Raw genomic sequence first — 17,113 nt, 5'->3', positions numbered from 1 at the left:
GCCGTCAAGGCTCCTCGATCACGACTTCGTCCATCCCGTCGGTCTCGGCGAAGCGCACCGCCACGCGCTCGCGCGAAGAGGTGGGCAGGTTCTTGCCGACGTAGTCCGGACGGATCGGCAGCTCGCGGTGCCCGCGGTCCACGAGCACGGCGAGCTGGATCGCCGCCGGTCGCCCCAGGTCCATCAGCGCGTCGAGGGCCGCCCGCACGGTCCGACCCGTGTAGAGGACATCGTCGGCGAGCACCACGGTCTTGCCGGCGATCCCGAACGGGATGTCCGTCTTCTGAACGGTGGGCGTGTCGGCACGGGTCGCCAGATCGTCGCGGTACAGGGTGATGTCGAGGCTGCCCACCGGTACCGGGCCTCCCTCGATCCGCTCGATGGCCGCCGCCAGGCGTCGGGCCAGCACGTCGCCGCGCGTGCGGATCCCAACCAGCGCCAACTCCTCGGTGCCCCGGTTGCGCTCGAGGATCTCGTGCGCGATGCGCACGATCGCCCGCGCGATCGCCTGCGCGTCCATCACCTTCGCCTTCTGGCGCATGACGACAAATGCCCTCGGTCGGTCTGCGTTCCCGCGGCTACCGGCTGGTCCTGTGTCGACTTCGCCGCAACGCCTCCAGCGCCTCCTGCAAATCGGCGGGAAGCGGGGAGTTGAACGTCAGCCGCTCCCCCGTGCGGGGATGATCGAACGACAGCCGCGAAGCGTGGAGGAACTGCCGGGCCAATCCGAGTTCACCGCGCCGTCCGTACACGGGGTCGCCGGCGACCGGATGCCCGATGTGGGCGGCGTGCACGCGGATCTGGTGCGTGCGGCCGCTTGCCAGCCAGCAGCGCACCAGCGTGAAGTCGCCCAGCCGCTCGGTCACCCAAAAGTGCGTCGTCGCCTCGCGGCCACCCTCCCGGACGGCCATCCGGCGCCGGTGTACCGGGTGCCGGCCGATCGGTGCGGCCACGGTCCGCTCCTGCCACGGCACCGCCCCCCGCAGCAGGGCGGTGTACTCCCGAACCGCCGCACGGCTGCGGATCTGCCCGGCCAGCGCGTGGTGGGCGGCGTCGGTCTTCGCCACCACCAACAGGCCGGATGTGTCCTTGTCCAGGCGGTGCACGATGCCCGGCCGCATCCGGTCCAGGCCCGACAGGCGGGGTAACGCGGCGAGCAGGGCGTTCACGAGCGTTCCCCCCACCCGCCCAGCACCCGGGTGGACCGCGATCCCGGCGGGCTTGTCCACGACGGCGACGTCGTCGTCCTCGTAGACGACCGCGATGGGGATCGGTTCGGCTTGTGGTTCGCCGTGCTGCACCGGGGACGGGATGCGGACCTCGATGCGCTCGCCGGGCCGGACGGCGTGGCTGGGCTTGGGTCGGACATCATCGACGGCGACGTTTCCGCTCTCGATCAGCGCCTTGGCCCGCGATCGCGAGACACCTGGTAGGTGTGCGGCGAGGTAGACGTCCAGGCGCCTGCCGGCCGCGGCAGGCTCCACCACGATCCTGCGAATGCGCAACCGCTGAGCGCCCTGTGGGTCCTCGCCGGTGAGGTCAGGGATCTTCGCGGGCGGGTTCGAGGCCATCGGACGGCGGACTCGGCTCGGGGGGCATTGCCTGGGCCGCGATCCCTCCCCGGGCCACCAGCAGGAGCAGGGCGAGGATCGCCACCGTGCCGTGCGCGAACTGCCCGAGCGTGAACGGCCCCCATACGGCCGGCGCGAGTTCACGGTCTAGGAAGAACTCGACGACGAATCGGGTGAGCCCGAGGAGGAAGACGAACGTCAAGAACACCTGACCCGGGCGCGGCCGCACCCGGCGCACCGCCCCGAGCACGCGGTAGATGCCGATCGCCGCGGCCAGCAGGTAGATCTGCGTAGGATGGCGCGCGACGCCGGCGATCTCTACGGCCCACGGCGCGTCGGTCTCGCCCCCGTTGAACATCCCCGCCAGCAGGGCGCCGACCATCGCCACCGCGTAGCCGATCGCGACGGCGGGCGCCGCCAAGTCGGCAAACCGCCCCAGCCCCCATCGCCGCGCCGTGAAGTGCGACACGATCAACCCGCCTGCCAGCGCGCCGTAAAAGACGAGTCCGCCGTCCTGCCAGATCTGCAGGATCCTGACCGGCTCTGCGGCATACTGACCGTAGTGGGCGGCGACGTAGACCGCGCGGGCGCCAAGGATGCCGCCGATAATGGCATACAGAGCGAGGTCCAGCGCTTCGTTCGCGTCCAGCCCCTCGCGTTGGGCACCGCGCATCAGGTTGTAGACGCCGGCGGCGAACGCCGCCAACAGGAACAGGCCGAACGAGGAGACGCGGAAGCCGGCGACTTCGAAGAGGGTGGGATGCATGGAAGGTGACCTCGGACCGAGCCCGCCGGGTTCAGAGGGCAAGGGTCACGAGCGTGAGCCCCCGTCCGCACGGCCGTGGGCTGCGAGCTCTGAACCGGACCCGCGCCTCAGCGCCGACCAAGCCAGCAGCGCGCCGCCGACCACGATGCATGCATCGGCGATGTTGAACACCGGCCAGTACGGCAGTTCCAGAAAGTCGACGACGTATCCCAGCCGCGCCCGGTCGACGAGGTTCCCGATCGCACCGCCCAACACCATGCCCAGGCCGATGCGCACGAGGCGGCTGGTCTGCCACCGGCCCCGATTGTAGAAAAGCAAAAACAGCGCGGTCAAGGCGGCGAGCGCCCCGACCGCGCCGCTCGCGCCGCTCAGCAACCCGAACGCGATCCCCGTGTTCTTCCACAGCGTCAGCCGCAGCACCGGCGGCCAAACCGAAATCGACTCTCCGAACGCCATCACGCGCACCACGGCGGCCTTGCTGGCCTGATCCAGCACCGCGACCAGCACGATCACCGCTACGAACTCGATCAGTGCTCGCCGCCGCATCTGGGGAGGACGAAGGGCAGGCCATCAGCGTCCGCTGTTGACCTGGTTCTTCTCGCGCTCCTCCTCGGTCTTGCACCGGATGCACAGACTCGCGAAGGGCAGCGCGCGCAGCCGCTCGACATCAATCGGGTTCCCACAGCGTTCACAGATTCCGTACTTGCCGACGTCGATCTTCCGGAGCGCGTCCTCGACCATCCGAAGCATCCCCTGAACCGACGACTCCAGCGCGAAACCCTTCTCCCGCTCAAATGTCTCGGTCGCCACGTCTCCGTAGTCGTCTTCCGAGGACGCCTCTACGACGCCGACCTCTTCGACCTGCTGGAGCCGTTCGCCCATCGTCTCCAGTTCCTGCACCAGCCGCTGACGCTCGCTCAACAGCAACCTGCGGAACGCCGGGTAGTCGCGCTTGGTGATGCCCCGCACCTTCTGGCGTTCGACCGCGCGCGCCACGCGCCTCGCACCCGCTGCGACCCTGGCCACGGTGGGCGAGGGCAGGTCCATGCGCGGCGTCTGGGCCAACAGCGGGATGTCGGCCGGCGGCCGCACGGCACGGGCCGGCATCGGTGAACGCCGGGCCGGCAAAGACACCGGGCTGGACTCCGGGGCCGTCTTGCGGGATACGCCGGGAGCCGGCTTCGCGGCGGGCTTTCGAACGCGCGTCGCGGGCTGCGTCTTGCCGGCGCTTCTCTTGCCAGCCTTCTGCCGGGCCGGGGTCTTCACGGCCCGGCGCTTGGTCTTCGTCGCCTTCTTGGTCATACCCCCTCCTGCACTCGTCCGCCGGCGCATGCGCAAACGCCGCGCCGACGTGTTCACACTCCCACGCTGGCGGGTTCCGGCTCCCATGCGGCTCGCACCGCAGCCCGCGCCAGCAGACCGGTCGAGTCGAACACCGGCACGCTCCATTCCTGCGGATCGACGACCAGCGGCAGCTCCGTGCACCCGAGCACGATCCCCTGAACCCCTCGATCGACGAGCTCGCGACCTGCTCGGCGCACCCACTTTCGGACCGTCGCGTCGGCCCGACCCGCCTTGACGGCCCAGATCGCTCGGTTGACGCGTTCCTGCAGGTCGTCGGGGGGCACGAGCACGCTGACGTTCCGACAGCCGAACGCCCGCTCGTACAGCCCGGTGGCCACGGTGGCACGCGTGGCGAGTACGCCGACGCTTCGCAGGTCCGCCACGCGCTCGGCTGCGGCCTGTGCGACGACTTCGGTGATGTCCAGGACGGGAATCCCCACGCTGCGGCGGATCGCCTCCAGGAAGTGGTGGGCGGTGTTGCACGGGATCACCAGGAGGTCAGCACCCGCCGCCTCCAGGTTCCGGGCCGTCGCGATCATCTCCGGTGTGGGGTCGGGGCCCCGGCCAAAGATGAACGCCGACCGGTCGGGGATCTGTGGATTGTTGTCGATGAGGACCCGAAGGTGGTCCTGGTCGCGCTCAGCCGGTGTGCACTCGATCAGCTTGCTGAAGAAGTCCGCGGTGGCACGGGGTCCCATCCCCCCCACGACGCCTACGGTCCGGGCCATCGCCTCCTCCGGGCAACAGTCAAACACACGGTCGCCACTTCGGGCGTCCGGCGCCTCATCTTACCACAAAACCATGCGTCGACAAGGGGTTCCCGGGTCCGCGAACGGATGGCAATCACACGTTCGCCGGCAGGATCCCGATCTCGACCGGAACGCCGTCGACCGACACCCGCTTGCGAAAACCGTCCCGCGCGGCGCCGACGACGACTCGTGTGGCCAGCACCTCGCCGGCGATCGCGTCCTGGTGGACGCGCACCGCGTCGACGACCTCCGCGGACGCGTCCACATACAGGACGATCCGCTGGTCGACCGTCAGCCCGGCTTCCTTGCGCGCCTGCTGCACGTGGTGCACCAGCTCGCGTGCCACGCCCTCCCGAACGAGCTCCGGCGTCAAGTGGGTGTCCAGGATCACCACGTCGCCGCCACCGGCAGCTGCCGCGAACCCTTCCCTCTCGCTCGCCCGGACGTCCAGCTCGTCGGGTCCCAGCGCCACGGACTCGGTGCCCACCTGCACCGTGACGCCCCCGCCCGCGGCCAGTTCCTCGACGCGCTCCGGTGGGAGATCACGCAGTGCCTGCGCGATCTCCTGCACTTTGGGTCCGTACTTCGGTCCCAGCACGTCGAACCGCGGCTTCACCGAATACACCACGTAGTCGGCCGCGCGGTCCACGAAGCGCACTTCCTTGACATTGAGTTCGTCGCGGATCTGCTCCAGCAGCTCCGGTTGATCCCGCAGCGCCGCCTGCCGGCTCGCCAGCAGCACCGCCGGCAGCGGCTGCCGGACGCGGATCCGGGCCCGCGCCCGGGCGGCACGGCCCAGGGTGACCAGCGAACGCACCGCGGCCATCCGGGACTCCATCTCTGTGTCCTGCTGCGCCGGATCGACGGCCGGGTAGTCGCACAGGTGCACACTGCGCGGCGCGTCGGCCTCCACCGGTCGCACCAGGCGCTGATACAGCCGCTCCGCGACGAAGGGGACGAAGGGTGCGACCAGCACCACCAGGGTCCGGAGGACCGAATACAGCGTGTGGTAGGCCGCACGCTTGTCGCCGTCGTCCTCACTTTTCCAGAAGCGCCGCCGGCACCGCCGCACGTACCAGTTGGACAGGTCGTCGGTGAACTCTTCGACCGCGCGCGTCGCCGCAGCGGGGTCGTAGTCGTCCAGCCGCTGGCGAACCCGCCCCACGACGGACTGCAGGCGGGAGAGGATCCAGCGGTCCAGCATGCTGAGCGGAGGCCGCAACCGCATCAGCTCGGAGAAATCGAACGGTTCCAGGTTCGCGTAGGTGACGAAGAACGCACAGCAGTTCCACAGAGGAATCAAAAACCGCCGCCGCACGTCGTCGAGCAGTTCGTAGCCGAAGTTGAGGTTTTGCGACGGGTTCTGCGCGCAGTACGCCCACCGCATCACGTCCACCCCTGCGTGGTCGGCAGCCTCGTTGAACTCGATCATGTTGCCCCAGGACTTGTGCATCTCGCGGCCCTGGGCGTCGCGCACCAGCGCGTAGCCCAGGCAGGTGCGGAAGGGCTCCCGGTGCTCGAGGACGGTCGACATCACCAGCAGCGAGTAGAACCAGTTGCGGTACTGGCCCGGAAAGCTCTCGGTGACGAAGTCGGCCGGGAACCACCTGCGCCACTCCTGGGGATCCTCCCGGTAGCCCATCGTGCTGAACGGCACGATGCCGGCGTCCAGCCATGGGTTGCCGACGTCGGGGATGCGCGACACGATCTGCCCGCACCCCGAGCACCGGATGCGGACCGCGTCCACCCACGGGCGGTGGGGGGTGTGGCCGTCGAAGACTTCCCACCCGGCGACCGCGCGCTCGCGCAGCTCCTCGCGCGACCCGACGACCTCGAAGCGCCCGCACGACGCACACTCGAAGATCGGCAGCGCCAGCCCCCAGTAGCGCTTCTTGCTGATCATCCAGTCGTGCATGTTGCGCAGCCAGTCCAGCTCGCGGTCCAGCCCGAACTCGGGAATCCATCGGATGCGGCGTGTGATGTCCATCAGCTCCTCGCGGATAGGGTCCATCGCGATGAACCACTCGTCGACGAGCCGGAAGATGAGTTCGCTGCCGCACCGCCAGCACACCGGGTAGCGGTGGGTGTAGGGTTCCACGTGGTACAGCCGGCCCGCTCTGCGCAGCTGTTCGATGATGACGTCTGCCACCTCGTTGGTGCGCATGCCCGCTAGCCAGCCGAACTCGGAGGTGAACACACCGAACTCGTCGACCGGCGCAATCACGGGCAAGCCGTGCTCCTTGCTCAGCGCGAAGTCCTCGGCCCCACATCCGGGGGCGATGTGGACGACGCCGGTCCCCTCCTCTCCGGACACCTCTTCCCAGGCGATCACACGGTGCTCGACACCGCGCTGCGGCGCCAGCTCGTCGAACGGTCCGCGGTAGCGCAGCCCGACCAGATGCCGGCCGGGGATGCGCTCGGTAACCTCGTACCGCCCCCGCAAGACGCGTAGGGTGGCTTCGGCCAGCACCAGCTCCTCGTCCTGCTGGCGGACGACGGCGTAGGTCAGTTCCGGGTGCACCGCCGCGGCCACGTTCGACGTTAGCGTCCACGGCGTGGTCGTCCAGACCAGCAGCGAACGGTTCGGGTGGTCCAGAAGCGGGAACCGCACGAACAGCCCGGGGTGTGTCAGCTCCTGGTAGCCCTCAGTCACGATCTCGTGCTCGCTGATGCCTGTCGAGCAGCGCGGGCACCAGGGCATCACGTCGTGCCCCTTGTAGATCATCCCGCGCTCCCAGCAGCGCTTGAGGAACGCCCAGATCTGGTAGTTGTTCTCGTCTGAGAACGTGAAGTACGACCCTCCCAGGTTGCGGTTGCCCAAGCGTGCCGCCAGTTCCTCGGCCGCACCCGTCACCGGGCCGAACCGGCCCCGGATCGCCACCTGCTGGCGCGGGTCGTCGGCAAACGCCTCCGCCAGGCGCCGCAGGTCGGCGGGTTCGTTCCAGTCCATCCACATACCGAGCCGGATCGACTGCTCGCTCTGGATTGCGGCGTAGCGCAGGACGCGCTGCTTGCAGAGGTTCACGAACCGAGCGATCCCGAATGTCTCGATGTCGCGCTTGCTGCGGAACCCCAGCTCCCGCTCGACTTCGACCTCGACCCACAGGCCCTGGCAGTCGAACCCGTTCTGGTATCGCTGGCGGAACCCGCACATCGTCTTGTAGCGCTGGAACAGGTCCTTGTAGGTGCGCCCCCAAGCATGGTGGACGCCCATCGGGTTGTTGGCGGTGATCGGGCCGTCGAGGAACGACCAGCGCTGCGCGGACCCCTCGTTGCGCTTCAGGTATTCCGGCAAAAGACCCTGATCTTCCCACCACCGTAGCGTCTCCCGTTCCATCGCGGGGAAGTCCGGTTTGGCCGGCATCGGTTCAAACGTCGCCATGACAGCTCACCCGTCAAGCAAAATGCCCGCCCCGAAGGGACGGGCACGAACCCGCGGTACCACCCTGGTTCCGCGTCCGGCGATCGGCGGTCAGTGCGGACGCGTGCAGCACCCGCCGACCACACCCCCGAACACGGCGCTCAACCGGAGCGGGACGGCGCGCGCCGTCCGACTCCGACCCCTCGTCACGGTGGGGATCCGTCCGGGGCTACTGGCCGCTATATGGGTTTTCGCCCGGAAGCTCCGGGGGGATCTTCACGGCGTCGCCCGACCGCCTCCCACCGTCCGCGGCTCGCTGCGCGGTTGTGGCGCCGCTACTCGTCCCCGTCTTCGCCTTTTTCGCGATTCTAGCATGCGGCCTCGCGCTGTCAAAGGCGGCGCAACCGGGCGGCGGGGTTGAGCCACAGCTCGAAGTCCTGCCCGATCGCCGACAGGGCCAGCGTGACGGCCGCGATCGCCAGCGCGGGCGGCAACGCCCACCACAGCCAGGCATTGCCCACGAACAGCAGCGGATAGGCGAACGCGCCGCTGAGGGTGGATCCCCAGCTCACGCGCGTGGGGTCGGACAGTCCCATCAGCGCCAGGACCGCTTCCATCAGGATCGCCCAGCGCGTCGTGAGCAGGAACTTGGTCCACAGCAGCGGCAAGACCTCCGGCAGCAGGCACGTCCGTACGATCCGCCCCGGCGTCGCCCCCGCGGCACGCGCTGCCAGGACGTAGTCGTACTGGACCGTCGCTGCCGTCTGAGCGCGCACGACACGCGCGTACGCCGGCCAGCTCACCAGAGCCAGCAACGGCACCAGGTGCCACGTCGCCGGTCCCATCAGGGTCACCGCCAGCACGAGCAGCGGGAGGTTGGGAGTCGCCAGCAACACGTCGGTCAGGCCCAGCAACACCGCTCGTGCGGGCCGGGACGTAACCGAGAGGATGCCGACCGCTCCCGACAGGGTCGTCGACAGCAGAGCCGCCGCGAATCCGACCCCCAGCGAGACCCGGGCACCGTGCAGCCACGTGCTCAGCAGGTCCTGGCCGAGGTCGTTGGTCCCCATGGGATGGCGCACAGACGGTGGGGCGATCAGTGGGCCCGACAGTGCCCGCGGATCGTGCGGCGCCAGCACGTCGGCGAGAGCAGCCAGCACGACCAACGCTCCCACGACGGCTCCTCCCAGTGCCGCGGAGGCAAACCGCAGCCGTCGGGCGGTCCGCGGCGGAGCCACAGCGGCCAGCGCGGCGTTCAAGTACGCTCCTCGCGGGCACGCGGGTCGAGCACACCCGCAGCCAGGTCGAGCATCACGCTGACGGCGACCACCGCTGCGCTGGCGACCAGGAAGATGCCCTGCAGGACCGGATAGTCGCGCCGCGCCACCGCCTCGAACAGCAGCATTCCCATGCCCGGGTAGGCGAAGACACGTTCCACGACAGCGGCACCGGTCACGACGAACGCGAGCCGGAGGCCGAACAGCGTGAGGACGGGCGGCAGCGCGTTGCGCCACGCGTGCCAGAGCACCCGGCCCTCGCTCAGCCCCTTACCGCGGGCGGTCAGCAGGTAGGGCTGCCCGATGACGGCAACCAGCGCGTTGCGGGACAGCAGGAAGAAGGCCGGCGCCAGGGCCGCAACGAGCGTGGCCACGGGCAGCACCGCATGTCGCGCGACGTCCAACGCCCCGGCCAACCCGCCTGCTGCAAAGAAGGGTGTCGCGGCCCCGCCCGCGGGCAGCAGCTGTAGCCACGTCCCGAACACCGCGATGAGCACCATCGCCACGAGGAACTCGGGCAGGGCGCCGACGGCCACGACCACCGGTCCCAGCCACCTGATCGCCCGGCTACCCGGCCGCCACGCGCCGAGCGTGCCCAAGGTGACGCCGATCGCCGTCGCCGCCAACAACGCACAGCCGACCAGCAGCCCGGTCCAGGGCAGGCGCTCCGCGAGGATGGAAGCGACCGGGCGGTGGCTGGCCAGCGAGCGGCCGAGGTCGCCGCGCAACAGCCCTGCCAGGTACAACCGGAACTGCTCGGTGAGCGGCAGGTCGAGCCCGTACGTACGGCGGAGGTCGGCTTGGACCGTAGCCGGCAGGAAGGCCACATCGGCGGTGCCCTCCGCCAGAGGGCTTCCGGGCAGCAGGCGTGGCAGCCAGAAGTTCGCGACCACGAGGACGGCCACGACCGCCCCCAGGCGTACCAGGTGCGTCCGCGCAACTGCAGCCATCGGCCGTCAGCGAGAAAGGAAGGCGAGCTTGTTCTCGACGAGGGGGATCCCGTTCAGCAGCCCACCGCGCGTGGCAACTGGAGTGAACCTGCGACTGTCGTAGATCCAAAAGAAGCGGCGGTAGTACAGGGGAAACGTCGGCAGTTCCTGGCTCAACAGCACCTGCATCTGGTCTACGTACCGACGCCGGCCGGTCGGGTCGAGCGTCCGCAGCTGCAGTTCCGCCAGGCGCGCGTACGTGGGGGACCGCATGACGCTGCCCACTGCGAACTGGTTGGCGTCGACACCGACGAACCAGGTCCTCAGGTAATCGGGGTCGCCGCCGCTGCCGATGTGGGTGCTGAACAGCAACTGGAAACGGCCTTCCGCGGCGAGTTGTGTGCGCGTGGCGGGATCGACCGTACGCAGCCGCACGTCGATGCCGACCTCCGCGAGCATCTGCTGGACGAGCTGGAGGTCGCCCGCCGGGCTGCTGACCAGCTCGACCGCCAGCCGCTGACCGTCGGGGGCCTCCAGCCAGCCGTCGCCGTCGCGGTCCATGTAGCCCAGTTCGCGCAGCAGGGCGCGGGCCCGGTCGCGGTCGTGCGGGTAGTCTGCGACGTTTGGGTTGTACCACGGGTCGGTCGGGGGGACGACCCCGGGGCTGCCCACCGGCGCCGGACCCCGCGTGATCGTCTCCGCGATCCTTCGGCGGTCCAGCGCGTGCGCCACGGCCCGACGGAAGGAGCGGTGGCTGGTGGGGAGACGGTCCATGTGGAAGATCAGCCGCGCGATCGACAGCGGTTCGGTTTGCATCACCCGCAGGTACGGATGGCTCGCGAACAAACCCACGACGTCGTAGGTCGTTGCGTGCCCCACGTCCACCTGCCCGCTCTGCACCGCCAGCACCTGGCGTGCGGTGGGGACCAGCACGTAGTGGATCTCGCGCACCACGGGGCGGCCCCGGAAGTAGCCGTCATACGCTACGAAGCGGTACTGCGCAGCCTCCGGACGGTATTCGGCCAGCCGGTAGGGCCCCGATCCGATGGCAAAACGCAACTCCTGCGCGCGCTCCGGCTGTGTGACGTCCCGCCAGATGTGCTGCGGGACGATCGGCACCACACCGGCCACGTTCTCCAAAAACGGCGCGTACGGTTCGCGCGAACGCAGCACGACCGTCCGGCGGTCGCGCACCTCCGCCGCGGTGACGATGGACACATCGACCCACCGGAAGGGGTGCTTGCGGTAGTAGTCGAAGGTGAACTTGACGTCGTGCGCGGTCAGTTCTCGCCCGTCGTGCCAGCGGACGCCGCCGCGCAGGGTGAACACGTACGCCCGCCCATCCGGGCTCGCACGCCATGACTCGGCCAGCCAGGGGATCAGGCCACGCTCGTCCTTCCATACCAGCGTGTCGTACAAAAGCGTCAGACGGACGACGCCGCCGGGGCCAAGGGTCGAGAAGGCGAACGGCGTGGGGAAACCGACGTCGGTCCACCACGCGATGCGCAAAGGAGGCTGCGCTTGCGCGCCGACCGGCACCGCAGCCAGCGCCGCCACAGCCAACAGCACCAGGGGTCGAGCACCGAACGAGCGCATGGTACGGCTCTCGGTCAGCGGAACACGACGTTGGCCTTGCGGGCGTTGGCGATCCCCAGATGACGCCGCGTCTCGCGGACGAGGTGGCGGAGCTGGCGTTCACTCAGCCGCTGGCACGCGCAGCCCCAGTGGATCGCCACGGCATCGCCGGGCCGGGGCTGGCAGAACGCCTTGCCGCCGAATCGCCACTTCACGACCTGCGTCTGGGGATCGCCCAGGGCCAGCGCACCGTCGCGCAGCACCAGCGGACGGCGTTCGACGAGCAGGTCGTCGCCCACAACCGCCTGCACCCGCCCCCAGCTGACGCGACAGGCGTCCATCGTCGCAAGCGTGTGCGGCACCTCCTGGTGGCCGGTGCGCAGGGGCATCGCCAGTACGTGGAAGTTGTGGTGGGCGTGCGCACCGGCGGGGACGTGGCCGAGCAGCGCGTCCAACAGCTTGGGTGGGAAGCGTCGCTCGAACCGCTCGCGCAAATGGACGTGGAAGTCGTCCATCGACACGCTTTCCAACAGCTCGTTGCCGATCCAGTACGCCTCCGTCACGCGGGGGTCGAACGGATCGCGGATTCCCGATGCGTACGCGATGAAGTGCAGATAGGGATAAGCGCCGTGAAAGCCGCGTAGGACCTCTTCGAGCTCGCGGTCCGCGTGGCGGTCGACGAGGTGACCGAGCATCACCTCGTTGGCGTCGGGCCCGCACAAACCGAGCCGGTTGGGCATGAAGCTGAACTGCGCCGCCAGCAACGCTCCCCGTCCACGATCAATCTTTTTCATCACCGGTTCCTCCGATCGGCGGCACGCGGCCGTGCTCGTAAAACGCGATGATGTCTGCGGCCTCACGCTCGGTGAGCTTGCTCACCGCCATCCCCAGATAGACGAGCACCCAGTCGCCCGGGGCGATCTCCTGGTCCAGCGTCGCGATCGTCACGTCCTGTTCGCCTTGGCCGTACGCGACGCGCGCCAGCAGTTGATCGCAGTCGACCGCCAGTACGCGCATGGGAAAGCCGGTACACATCAGCGATGCGGGGTCTCGCACTGTCGAACTTCGCGTGGGAGCAAATCAGGCCGGCCACCGTTCCCCTCTCCTGGTGGGCGGAGCAGGGTTCGAACCTGCGACCCCTTCCTTGTAAGGGAAGTGCTCTCCCGCTGAGCTATCCGCCCGGTTGACTGGTGCCGGAGGTGGGAGTCGAACCCACACGGGCTTGCGCCCACCGGATTTTGAGTCCGGCGCGTCTGCCGGTTCCGCCACTCCGGCCCCTCACCCAACATATCATCCCCCGCCGTCGCGGTCTGCCCGCCTTTCAGTCGAAGCGCAAGCGTCCCCAGCCGCATCCTCCCACCCAGGTCGCACCCGGCGCCTCAGCGAGAGGAGGCAAGCCAGGACGGGGGTGCGAATGTCGCCAGGTAGTGCGAGAGGAAGATCCGCTGGGCGTGCAGCCCGGAGAACCATCCGATCACCGCGTTCAGCAGCCCTCGGGGCAGATGGAGCGCGGCCAGCGTCGCCCCCGCCAGGAAGTACACGCCGCGGCGCTGCTCGCGGACGTACCTCCGGTACGCGTAGGCGGCCCACTCGGGCGAAACCGCCCCGTCGAGCACACGGGCGAATAGGTCACCGACCACCCAGGCGGCGTGGATGGCCGTCCGGATCCCCTCGCCGGTCAAAGGCAGGCACTGCCCCGCACCGTCGCCGACGACGAAGATCCCACCGACCACCGGGTCGTAGGCCCCGGATCCGAGGAAGCCGCCGTGGTAGGTCGTGGGCGCGACCCCGAACCGTTCCAAAAACGCGAGCAGACCCGGTCGGAGCTGGGTCTCACCCCGGTAGGACAGCACGCCGAAGCGAACCGCGCCGCCGCACGGGAAGGCCCAGGCGTACCCGCCGGGCGCCACGTCCGGCCAGAAGTAGAAGTGCAGGCCCGCCGGAAACGCACAGGAAACCTCGGTCTCGATCCCGAACCCTTGCCACTGCCCCAGATGCAGATCGGGGGAGACGGCACGCCCCACCGCCGCACGCCACCCGGTGCAGTCCGCGATCAGCCGGGCTCGAAACACTCCCCGCGACGTATGAACCGCGCCGCCTGAAAGCCCGCGTGCGGATGCCTGGACGAACTGCGCGTCACACCGGGCCAGCGCGAGTTCGCAAAAGCGCGCGTAGTCGAACGTGCAATACGGATGGTGGGCGATGTCCCACCGATATTCCCCGCGCGTCGTGTGGATCCAGATCGCGTCGTGCACCTGCTGGACCGCATCCCCGGCTCCCACCGCCTCGACCAGACGCAGCGGCGCACCGCACGCGGACGTCTGGTTCGCCCCCACGGGGTCGCGGTCGACGAGCAGCACCCGCCGTCCGCGCAACCGCTGCGCGAGCGCGAGACCGGCAAACGAGGCCCCGACGATGACGGCGTCGTAACGCCGGCTACCTGCCACGCTCCACCGGCTTGGCATACTCGAACTGGATCGAACCGCGGTACGGCGGTACGGTCACGCGCTCCCGGCGCTCGATGCGGATCTCCAGCCCCAGCCCGCGCAGGCCCTCGACGAGCCCGCCCCGTATGTTCAGCGCACCCTCCAGTGTCGCCGGGTCCCCGATCGCCAGCATGACGTACGGAGGCGACAGCCGCTGCAGGTTGACGATGATCGTCCCGCCGACCTGGCTGAACCCGCTGGTGGCGAAGATCCGCTGCCCGTTGACCGACACCGCCTCCGCGCCGGCCGCCCACAGCTCGTTGGCGATGCCCACCAGGTCCTGGTACTGCACGACGATCGGGCCGGTTCCGGCCGGCTGCAGGCGCGGCTCGCTGACACGTACCACCACACCCGGTCCCTCTAATGCCTGCAGCCCCAGCGCGACCCGAAACTGCTCCACCTGCCGCTGGAGCGACTCCGTCACGGTCCGGCCTTCCGCCGCCGCCTGCTCGTACTCCCGGACCCGTACCTGCAACCCCGCGATCTGTTGCTCCATGCGCCTGCGGGCCTCCCGTTCCTGGCGCAGCATCACCGCCAGCGCGTAGAGGTTGCGGGTGCGGACCTCCGGCTCCTGTTGAAGCTGTCGGCCGGCACGGACCTGACTGACCAGCAAAAAGCCCATGGCCGTCAGCACCGCGACGGCCAGGACCTGCAGGGCGATCGCCTGCGCACGACCGGGCACGGCCCGCGGAACCACGGACTCAGCACGCTCCGCCACGACCTAGGGCCTCAGCAGTGCTGCGAGGTAGGTTTCCAGACGCCGCGTGCCCTCCTCCCCGACGAACGGGCCTGCGTGGGTGGCCGCGACTCGGCCGTCGGCCGTGATGAACACCGTCGTCGGCAGACCCACCACCTGATAGGCCTGCAGCAGGGAGCCATCGTCGTACACCGACGGGAACGGAATCTCGATCTGTCGTGCGAACCGTCGGGCGTCGTCCAACCTGTCTAGGACGTTCACACCGACGAAATGAACGCGCCCGGCATGCCTGCGGGCCGCCGCCGACAGGACCGGCATCTCCAGCTTGCACGGCGCGCACCACGAGGCCCAGAAGTTCACCACCACCGGCTTGCCGCGCAACTCCGACAACGCCAGCTCCCGCCCATCCAGGGTCTCGCCGATGAAGTCCGGCGCCGCACGCTGCACCCCGGACGTCTGCATCCGCACCGAAGACAGCAGCGGCTGTACTTCGGCCGTCCGCTGCACCGCGCAGGCACCCGCCGCGATGCCGCCCAGGATCCCCAGTAGGATCAGAATGCGCCTCACGGCTCTCTCAGTTTACGGGCACATCGGAAGGAAACGCTACAGATCGTCCTCGGAAGAGGCGGCGGTGACCACCTGGCGGTGACCCGCCTCGTACTCGGCCACCCCCTGTTGCAGCGCCACCCAGGCGAGCGTGGCGCATTTGATCCTCACCGGGAACTTGCGCACGCCCTGCAGGGCGGCAAGGTCGCCCGCTTCCTCCGCGTCGACAGGCTGGCCCTGCATCATGGCCTTGAAGCGGTCCACGAGCGCTGTGGCGTCCGCCAGCGTCTTGCCCTTCACTCTCTCGGTCATCATCGACGCCGACGCCTGGCTGATCGAGCAGCCTCTGCCCTCGAAGGACACCTCCTCGATCACACCGTCACGGATGCGGGCGAAGACGCTGATTTCATCGCCGCAGGACGGGTTCGCGCCCTCCACCGCAATGTCCGCTGGATCCAGGCGGCCCCGGTTGCGGGGGTGCGCGTAGTGGTCGAGGATGATCTCCCGATACAAGTCGTCGAGCATCGCTGGTCGGCGGCCGGCGGTCCGCCCGCTATCCCCGGATCCCGAAGAATGCTTTCACTCTCTCCAATCCGCGCACCAGTACGTCCAGATCGTCGGTGGTGTTGTAAAGGTACAGGCTTGCGCGGGCCGTCGACTGTACCCCAAGCCTCCGGTGCAGGGGCTGCGCGCAGTGGTGCCCGGCACGCACGCACACCCCTTCGCTGTCGAGAACCTGGGCGACGTCGTGCGGATGCACGCCCTCCACCGTGAAGGCCACCGCTCCGCCGCGCCGTTCGACGTCGCGGGGTCCGTAGATGCGAACGCCAGCGACCTCCTGCAGCTGGGCCAGTGCATACCGTGTCAGGGATTTTTCGTGCTCCCGGATCGCTTCCCGGCCGATCCGCCGGAGGTAGTCGACGGCCACGCCGAGAGCGATCGCATCGGCGATGTTCGGAGTGCCGGCCTCGAACTTGTGCGGCGGGTCCTTGTACGTGGACCGCTGCAACTCCACGCGCTCGATCATCTCGCCCCCGCCGTGGAACGGCGGCATCCGCTCCAGCAGGTCGTACCGTCCCCACAGCGCACCGATCCCCGTCGGTCCGCACATCTTGTGCCCCGAAAACGCGAGGAAGTCGCATCCCAGCGAAGCGACGTCCACCGGCATGTGCGGCACGCTCTGTGCGCCGTCGACGACGACGACCGCACCGACGGCGTGTGCACGGTCGGCGATCTCCCGGACCGGGTTGATCGTCCCGACGACGTTCGATTGATGGGTCAGCGCGACGATGCGGGTACGGTCCGTCAGCAGATGTTCGAGGGCGTCGAGATCGAGCGTACCGTCCTCGCGGACCGGAACGAACCGCAGCCGGGCGCCCCGCTCCGCCGCGAGGATCTGCCAGGGGACGAGGTTGCTGTGGTGCTCCATCTCGGTCACGAGGATCTCGTCGCCCTCGCGCAGGCCCCAACGGCCGTACGCGTAGGCGACGAGGTTGATCGCCTCAGTCGTCCCCCGCGTAAACACCAGCTCTTCGGAGCGGCCACCCACGAACGCGGCGACCTTCTGGCGAGCCTCCTCGTAGGCCAGCGTCGCGCGCTCGGCGATCCGGTACAGCGCGCGGTGGACGTTGGCGTTGTATTCCTCGTAGAACGCGCGCAGCGCGTCCAGCACCACCCGCGGTTTCTGGGAGGTGGCGGCGCTATCGAGGTAGACGAGCGGCTTTCCGTCGACCTTCCGGTAAAGAATGGGGAAGTCGTCGCGGACGTCCGCCGGCAACGCCATCGTGCTCACCGCCTCCCGCCGGGCGCGGG

17 protein-coding genes and 2 tRNA genes are annotated in these 17,113 nt (G+C 69.2%); all 19 read right to left on the bottom strand.

Annotation, left to right across the window (positions count from 1 at the left end; genetic code table 11):
* Nucleotides 1-4: 4 nt before the first annotated feature.
* The 19 genes from pyrR to QN163_03070 all read right to left on the bottom strand — a co-directional run bounded on the left by pyrR (nt 5) and on the right by QN163_03070 (nt 17,084).
* Nucleotides 5-541 carry a bifunctional pyr operon transcriptional regulator/uracil phosphoribosyltransferase PyrR gene (pyrR, locus tag QN163_03160; protein MDR5683012.1) on the bottom strand — a complete coding sequence of 179 codons (537 nt, stop codon included), beginning with the start codon at nt 539-541 and terminating at the stop codon, nt 5-7.
* Nucleotides 542-578: 37 nt separating this feature from the next.
* A complete protein-coding gene (locus QN163_03155; GenBank protein ID MDR5683011.1) occupies nt 579-1,571 on the bottom strand; it encodes an RluA family pseudouridine synthase in 993 nt (330 codons plus the stop codon).
* Entirely contained in the window at nt 1,540-2,337 is a 798-nt protein-coding gene (locus QN163_03150) for a prolipoprotein diacylglyceryl transferase (GenBank protein MDR5683010.1), read from the bottom strand. The genes QN163_03155 and QN163_03150 overlap by 32 nt, the downstream gene beginning before the upstream one ends.
* Before the next feature lie 45 nt (nt 2,338-2,382).
* Nucleotides 2,383-2,883, bottom strand: coding sequence for a signal peptidase II (gene lspA, locus QN163_03145; protein ID MDR5683009.1), 501 nt, complete (start codon nt 2,881-2,883; stop codon nt 2,383-2,385).
* Nucleotides 2,884-2,907: 24 nt separating this feature from the next.
* Entirely contained in the window at nt 2,908-3,639 is a 732-nt protein-coding gene (locus QN163_03140) for a TraR/DksA C4-type zinc finger protein (GenBank protein ID MDR5683008.1), read from the bottom strand.
* Nucleotides 3,640-3,692: 53 nt separating this feature from the next.
* The gene (locus tag QN163_03135; protein ID MDR5683007.1) at nt 3,693-4,409 is read right to left on the bottom strand and encodes an amino acid racemase; all 717 of its coding nucleotides are present in this window, start codon (nt 4,407-4,409) and stop codon (nt 3,693-3,695) included.
* A gap of 115 nt (nt 4,410-4,524) precedes the next feature.
* Nucleotides 4,525-7,812 carry a class I tRNA ligase family protein gene (locus QN163_03130; GenBank protein MDR5683006.1) on the bottom strand — a complete coding sequence of 1,096 codons (3,288 nt, stop codon included), beginning with the start codon at nt 7,810-7,812 and terminating at the stop codon, nt 4,525-4,527.
* Between the two features lie 368 nt (nt 7,813-8,180).
* The gene (locus QN163_03125; protein ID MDR5683005.1) at nt 8,181-9,050 is read right to left on the bottom strand and encodes an ABC transporter permease; all 870 of its coding nucleotides are present in this window, start codon (nt 9,048-9,050) and stop codon (nt 8,181-8,183) included.
* The gene (locus QN163_03120; GenBank protein ID MDR5683004.1) at nt 9,047-10,018 is read right to left on the bottom strand and encodes an ABC transporter permease; all 972 of its coding nucleotides are present in this window, start codon (nt 10,016-10,018) and stop codon (nt 9,047-9,049) included. The genes QN163_03125 and QN163_03120 overlap by 4 nt, the downstream gene beginning before the upstream one ends.
* Before the next feature lie 6 nt (nt 10,019-10,024).
* Nucleotides 10,025-11,593 (bottom strand): ABC transporter substrate-binding protein, encoded by a 1,569-nt coding sequence (locus QN163_03115; GenBank protein ID MDR5683003.1) that lies wholly within the window; start codon nt 11,591-11,593, stop codon nt 10,025-10,027.
* A 14-nt stretch (nt 11,594-11,607) separates the two neighbouring features.
* Nucleotides 11,608-12,366 (bottom strand): DUF6390 family protein, encoded by a 759-nt coding sequence (locus QN163_03110; GenBank protein ID MDR5683002.1) that lies wholly within the window; start codon nt 12,364-12,366, stop codon nt 11,608-11,610.
* Nucleotides 12,353-12,607, bottom strand: coding sequence for a HypC/HybG/HupF family hydrogenase formation chaperone (gene hypC / locus QN163_03105; GenBank protein MDR5683001.1), 255 nt, complete (start codon nt 12,605-12,607; stop codon nt 12,353-12,355). The genes QN163_03110 and hypC overlap by 14 nt, the downstream gene beginning before the upstream one ends.
* A gap of 71 nt (nt 12,608-12,678) precedes the next feature.
* Nucleotides 12,679-12,753: transfer RNA gene (locus QN163_03100), tRNA-Val, on the bottom strand.
* Between the two features lie 7 nt (nt 12,754-12,760).
* A tRNA-Leu gene (locus tag QN163_03095) sits at nt 12,761-12,847 on the bottom strand.
* A 104-nt stretch (nt 12,848-12,951) separates the two neighbouring features.
* Nucleotides 12,952-14,019: a hypothetical protein gene (locus QN163_03090; protein MDR5683000.1), complete on the bottom strand. Its 1,068-nt coding sequence runs from the start codon at nt 14,017-14,019 to the stop codon at nt 12,952-12,954.
* Nucleotides 14,009-14,776: a DUF881 domain-containing protein gene (locus QN163_03085; protein ID MDR5682999.1), complete on the bottom strand. Its 768-nt coding sequence runs from the start codon at nt 14,774-14,776 to the stop codon at nt 14,009-14,011. Before QN163_03085 ends, QN163_03090 begins: the two co-directional genes overlap by 11 nt.
* Before the next feature lie 3 nt (nt 14,777-14,779).
* Nucleotides 14,780-15,322, bottom strand: coding sequence for a TlpA disulfide reductase family protein (locus tag QN163_03080; GenBank protein MDR5682998.1), 543 nt, complete (start codon nt 15,320-15,322; stop codon nt 14,780-14,782).
* Between the two features lie 36 nt (nt 15,323-15,358).
* Nucleotides 15,359-15,826, bottom strand: coding sequence for an SUF system NifU family Fe-S cluster assembly protein (locus QN163_03075; protein MDR5682997.1), 468 nt, complete (start codon nt 15,824-15,826; stop codon nt 15,359-15,361).
* 28 nt (nt 15,827-15,854) lie between these two features.
* Nucleotides 15,855-17,084 carry a cysteine desulfurase gene (locus QN163_03070; GenBank protein ID MDR5682996.1) on the bottom strand — a complete coding sequence of 410 codons (1,230 nt, stop codon included), beginning with the start codon at nt 17,082-17,084 and terminating at the stop codon, nt 15,855-15,857.
* Nucleotides 17,085-17,113 lie beyond the last annotated feature (29 nt).

This window comes from Armatimonadota bacterium, from assembly GCA_031432545.1.
Lineage (GTDB): Bacteria > Sysuimicrobiota > Sysuimicrobiia > Sysuimicrobiales > Sysuimicrobiaceae > Caldifonticola > Caldifonticola tengchongensis.
Note: the sequence above shows the minus strand (reverse complement) of the source record. Positions and strands in the feature narration are given on the sequence as shown.

Coding starts and splice junctions, on each gene's coding strand:
- pyrR (MDR5683012.1), bottom strand. CDS start 541: ATGCGCCAGAAGGCGAAGGTGATGGACGCGCAGGCGATCGCGCGGGCG.
- QN163_03155 (MDR5683011.1), bottom strand. CDS start 1,571: ATGGCCTCGAACCCGCCCGCGAAGATCCCTGACCTCACCGGCGAGGAC.
- QN163_03150 (MDR5683010.1), bottom strand. CDS start 2,337: ATGCATCCCACCCTCTTCGAAGTCGCCGGCTTCCGCGTCTCCTCGTTC.
- lspA (MDR5683009.1), bottom strand. CDS start 2,883: ATGCGGCGGCGAGCACTGATCGAGTTCGTAGCGGTGATCGTGCTGGTC.
- QN163_03140 (MDR5683008.1), bottom strand. CDS start 3,639: ATGACCAAGAAGGCGACGAAGACCAAGCGCCGGGCCGTGAAGACCCCG.
- QN163_03135 (MDR5683007.1), bottom strand. CDS start 4,409: ATGGCCCGGACCGTAGGCGTCGTGGGGGGGATGGGACCCCGTGCCACC.
- QN163_03130 (MDR5683006.1), bottom strand. CDS start 7,812: ATGGCGACGTTTGAACCGATGCCGGCCAAACCGGACTTCCCCGCGATG.
- QN163_03120 (MDR5683004.1), bottom strand. CDS start 10,018: ATGGCTGCAGTTGCGCGGACGCACCTGGTACGCCTGGGGGCGGTCGTG.
- QN163_03115 (MDR5683003.1), bottom strand. CDS start 11,593: ATGCGCTCGTTCGGTGCTCGACCCCTGGTGCTGTTGGCTGTGGCGGCG.
- QN163_03110 (MDR5683002.1), bottom strand. CDS start 12,366: ATGAAAAAGATTGATCGTGGACGGGGAGCGTTGCTGGCGGCGCAGTTC.
- hypC (MDR5683001.1), bottom strand. CDS start 12,607: ATGTGTACCGGCTTTCCCATGCGCGTACTGGCGGTCGACTGCGATCAA.
- QN163_03075 (MDR5682997.1), bottom strand. CDS start 15,826: ATGCTCGACGACTTGTATCGGGAGATCATCCTCGACCACTACGCGCAC.
- QN163_03070 (MDR5682996.1), bottom strand. CDS start 17,084: ATGGCGTTGCCGGCGGACGTCCGCGACGACTTCCCCATTCTTTACCGG.